3 protein-coding genes are annotated in these 4525 nt (G+C 59.6%); 1 reads left to right on the top strand and 2 read right to left on the bottom strand.

The window, feature by feature from the left end; translation table 11 throughout:
- Positions 1–119: 119 nt before the first annotated feature.
- Positions 120–1700 carry a DHA2 family efflux MFS transporter permease subunit gene (locus P792_RS31945; protein WP_023979420.1) on the bottom strand — a complete coding sequence of 527 codons (1581 nt, stop codon included), beginning with the start codon at positions 1698–1700 and terminating at the stop codon, positions 120–122.
- Positions 1697–2818, bottom strand: coding sequence for an HlyD family secretion protein (locus tag P792_RS31940; protein WP_023979419.1), 1122 nt, complete (start codon positions 2816–2818; stop codon positions 1697–1699). The genes P792_RS31945 and P792_RS31940 overlap by 4 nt, the downstream gene beginning before the upstream one ends.
- A gap of 491 nt (positions 2819–3309) precedes the next feature.
- On the opposite strand from P792_RS31940, the gene P792_RS37675 reads away from it, so the two are divergent.
- A partial coding sequence (locus P792_RS37675) for a molybdopterin molybdotransferase MoeA (protein ID WP_051395932.1) occupies positions 3310–4525 on the top strand: 1216 nt, incomplete at its 3' end.

Genomic DNA, 4525 nt, shown 5'->3' with positions numbered 1-4525 from the left:
CGGCCCGACGCAGCCCGGCAGCGAAAGGACCATGGCGAGGGAAGCACCGCACAGCATGAGCGCACGCGGGGAACGGCCAGTCTTCAAGTCATGGCTCCGGGAAATCGTGAAACGGGTCATCAATGGGCACCTCCGGCCGGGCCTTTCTTGGCCACCGGGGACAACAGGAAGCAGAAGGGCACGACAAAGAACGCCATGATGCCAATCACCATGAAGGTCTGGTTGTAGGCCACCATCGACACCTGCTGCATGAAACTCTGATAATAGCTGTGTACGGCATATTGATGCGCGGCCGACTGGGTCAGACCGGCATCGGTCGCCACCTTCTGCACTGTGTTGAGGTAATCCTGTCCGTTGGCATTATAGTCGGACGACCAATGCGCCATCAGGCTCTGACGTACCTGCTTGGTTTCTGTAATCGCTGCCGTGGCGAGCGAGATTGCCAGAGAGCCCACATAGTTACGCGACATGCTGAACATGGCCGAAGCATCGGAGTTCAGCTCCTTGGGCAGGGTCGAATAGGCAATTGTCGAAATGGGCACGAACAGGAAGGCCAGAGCCGACGTCTGGAAGATACGATATTCCACCAGATGGGCATAACTCGTGGTCGGCACGAGCTGCGCCGAATAGAACATGGCCAGCCCCATCAGGAAAAAGCCGAACGCGATCAGATTGCGCACCTGAACGAAGCCCATCAGCTTGCCCACAATCGGGATAAGACAGATGATCACAGCCCCGCCCGGTGCGAGCACCTCACCCGAGATCGTGGCCGTGTAGCCCAGAACCTGCTGGGCAAACTGGGGCACGATAATGGCGGAGGCGTAAAGCAGACCACCCACCATCGCCATCAGGAACGTCCCAACAGCAAAATTGCGATCCTTGAAGATGGCAAGATTGAGCAGCGGGTTCTTGGCGCGCAGCAGCCAGATCACAGCACCCACCACCCCGGCCACGCCAAGCGCCGCCATGATGATGATGAAGTTCGAGCCGAACCAATCATCATCCTCACCGCGATCGGCCATGACTTCGAGGCAGCCGAGACCGAGCGAGATCAGGCAGATGCCGATGACATCGACCTTTTCGCGCTTCTGCTTCTCCCATGGCGGGTCCTCCACAAGCGCCGAAACGCCGATGAGGGTCAGGATACCGAAAGGCACGTTGACGTAGAAAATCCAGCGCCAGGAATAGTTATCGACCAGATAACCACCAAGCAGCGGGCCGAGAATGGGGGCGACGATGGTGGCAATGGCGGTCAGACCGAAAGCCGCACCGCGCTTTTCAGGCGGGAACGTGTCCAGAATGATGGATTGCTGGTTTGGCTGAAGCCCACCCCCGAAGAAACCCTGCATCAGGCGGAAAACGATCAGCATGGGCAGGCTTGTCGATAATCCGCAAAGGAACGACGACACCGTGAACATGGCGATGCAGATCAGGAAGTAGCGCTTGCGCCCCAGCAGCTTGCCGAACCATGCCGAGATCGTCAGCACGATACCGTTTGCCACCAGATAGGAGGTGAGCGCCCAGGTGGCATCGTCATAGGAACTGCCGAGCGCGCCCGAAATATGCGGGAGCGCCACATTGATGATGGTGGTGTCGAGCACCTCCATGAAGGCGCCCAGCGTCACAACCACTGCAATCAACCAGGGGTTGGCTTTGGGCTTCCAGTCGGCATGGTTGTTTTCGCTGGACGCGTCGCTCATTGGACGGTCACCGTCGGCACGACAGAGACGCCAAGCGGCAGCGGCACATTGGGGTCGAGCCCGCTATCGATCAGGATCTTGACCGGGACGCGCTGGACGATCTTCACGAAGTTGCCCGTCGCGTTCTCGGGCGGAAAGGCGCTGAACGCGGCACCCGCACCGAGCTGGATGGAATCCACATGGCCATGCAGGGTCAGGTTGGGATAGGCATCGACCTCGATCTCGACCTTCTGGCCGGGACGCATCTTCTGAATCTGCGTTTCCTTGTAGTTCGCAACAACCCAGACTTCAGGCTCGACCACAGAGAACAGCTTCTGGCCAGTCTGGACGAAATCGCCCTGCTCGACATTACGCTGCGAGATCCAGCCATCATGCGGTGCGCGCACTTCGGTCCAGCCGTAATTCAGCTGTGCCTGAACAAGATCAGCCTCGGCCGCCTTGAGGGCAGCGTTCTGCTGCTTCATCGTGGCTTCCTGGTTCTCGATGTTCGGCTTGACCGGGGTGGCCTGCTGCAATTCACCTTCAGCGCGCATGACCTCGGCGTGAGCCTGGTCGAGCGCGGCCTTCGAGTAGTCGATATCCTGCTGCGTGGTCGCAGCGCGGGACACGCTGTGCTGGCGACGATAATCCGTCTCGGCCTTGAAAAGTTGGGCCTGCGCCGAAGCAAGAGCGCCCTTGGCCGCAATCAGGCGACCGGGGAAGTTCTGCTTGGCGACCATCACCATCTGCGTGGCAGCGGCAAAATTGGCCTGAGCCTGTGCAATACTGGCTTCAGCCTTGTGCAATGAGGCGATGTAGTCGCGGTCATCGATCTTGACCAGAAGCTGCCCGGCATGGACGAACTGGTTGTCATTCACCAGAAGCTGGGTGACATAGCCGTTCACATGAGGCGCAATCGAAACCTTGCGTCCTGTCGTATAGGCATCATCCGTCTCGATCTGGTTGCGTGTCAGCAGCCAGTAGGCGATCCAGACGATCACCACGACAACGACAACAGCAATCAGAATGATACGCAAAAGGGGGCTGCGTTTCTTGCCCCCGTTTTTCTTGTCCTGCTTGCTGTTCTTATCGTCATCACCCTGCGATGCGCGATTATCCTGCTCGTCGCCCTGCGCCATGTGCATCCTCTCGGCGTTGCCCCGCCCTTGCGCGCAGCAACTCAGTTTTTGGCTCTGTAATCCCGAATTCTCATCGCCTGAGCTGAAAATGACCGTTCGGTTCGGTCATGGACTAGCATAGGTCTCCGGGGCCTTCAATCATCTGTTTCAGACAATGTCTGGGGCCCTTTCCACCGCCGCCATACCTGAATTCCTCAGCTCTGCGACATCCTGCCACGCCCCGGCTTACGCCTTCGTTACGCGCCAGAGATCAGACATTACTTGCCCATCCAGCGCATCACGATGGCCAAAAGCCAACAACCCGTCAGATCATCGCGAAGTTGCCCACTCAGGTCTCATCGTGCACGACACCGTTGCTTCTGTTACGCAAAAGACACAACACATGCGGGGATATATTTGCCTTTGGCCCGGTTCCGCCCCATCTGAGGGCCTGATGCCGGACTCGGCATATCTGAAATATCGTGGCTGTCAGGGTTCCTTGGGGGGCATATATGGGTGATCTGCTGGATATAGAGACCGCCGAGCGTCTGATTGGTGAAACGCTTGTGCCGTTTCCTGTCGAGGCTGTGCCCCTCGCTCAATGCACCGGGCGCGTGCTTCGCCAGGATGTTCGGGCCGAGCGTGCGCTCCCGCCTTATGATCGCGTCATTCTCGATGGCATTGCCGTGCGCTGGCAGGCACAGGACCGGATTTTCCGGCTGGCAGCAACGCAGCCTGCCGGACATGCTCCCCTCACCCTGCCCCCTCAGCCTGCGCCAGCAGACGCAGGATCTTTTGTCGTGCCCTGCATCGCCGTCATGACAGGATCTGTCCTGCCGACCGGCGCTGACACGATCATCCCGCGTGAGCATTACAGCGTGGAGGACGGCCTGATCACCCTGCACGCTTCATCTCATCCACAAATTGGGCAGCATATCCATCGTCGGGGTGCGGATTGCGCCGCGGGCGACGTCCTGCTGCGCGCAGGCATCAGCCTTTCCCCGCCCGATCTGGCCGTGCTGGCCGCCAATGGAGTCAGCCATCCCCTCGTCGCGCAGATTCCCTCAATCGCCATCATCTCGACAGGCGACGAGCTTGTAGCCCCCGATGCGCCTGTTGCAGACTGGCAGATACGCCGCTCGAATGAATATGCCATAGCCGCCTCGCTTGCCCGCAAGGGCTTTACCCGTCAGAGCTTTGCGGTGTTACCCGATGATCTGGCAACGCTGACAGATCAGCTTGGCGCGCTTCTGGCGGAACAGGATGTTCTGGTCATCAGCGGGGGCGTATCGATGGGGCAGTTCGATTTCGTCCCGCAGGCCCTCGCTGCGCTGGGCGTGCGCACCATATTCCACAAGGTGGCCCAGCGCCCCGGCAAACCTTTCTGGTTTGGCATCTCGCCCGCAGGCAAGCCGGTCTTTGCTTTACCGGGCAATCCTGTCTCGGCCCTTACCTGTTGCAGTCGCCATGTCGTGCCTGCCCTGCTGCGTGCCCAGGGACTTTCGGTAAGCCCTCGCCCTGTACGGCTGGGGGCCTCTCTGGCACCGCTGGCCAACATGACCCGACTTGTTCCCGCCCAGCTCGTTCAGGACGACACCGGCATGGTCATTGCGATACCGCGCCCCATGCCGACCTCAGGTGATTTCAACCGTCTGGGTGCAACACAGGGGCTGATCAGCCTGCCCCCCGGCGAAGCGACATTGGATACCGGCTCGGTTGTGCTGTTCC

Origin of the sequence: Asaia sp. SF2.1, assembly GCF_000505765.1 — a bacterium.
GTDB lineage: Bacteria > Pseudomonadota > Alphaproteobacteria > Acetobacterales > Acetobacteraceae > Asaia > Asaia bogorensis.
The sequence above is the reverse complement of the archived record's forward strand: the minus strand, read 5'-3'. Positions and strand labels throughout refer to the sequence as shown.

What these genes read in the sequence shown, in the direction of transcription:
- P792_RS31940 (WP_023979419.1), bottom strand. Translation starts at nt 2,818, where the DNA reads ATGGCGCAGGGCGACGAGCAGGATAATCGCGCATCGCAGGGTGATGAC.
- P792_RS31945 (WP_023979420.1), bottom strand. Translation starts at nt 1,700, where the DNA reads ATGAGCGACGCGTCCAGCGAAAACAACCATGCCGACTGGAAGCCCAAA.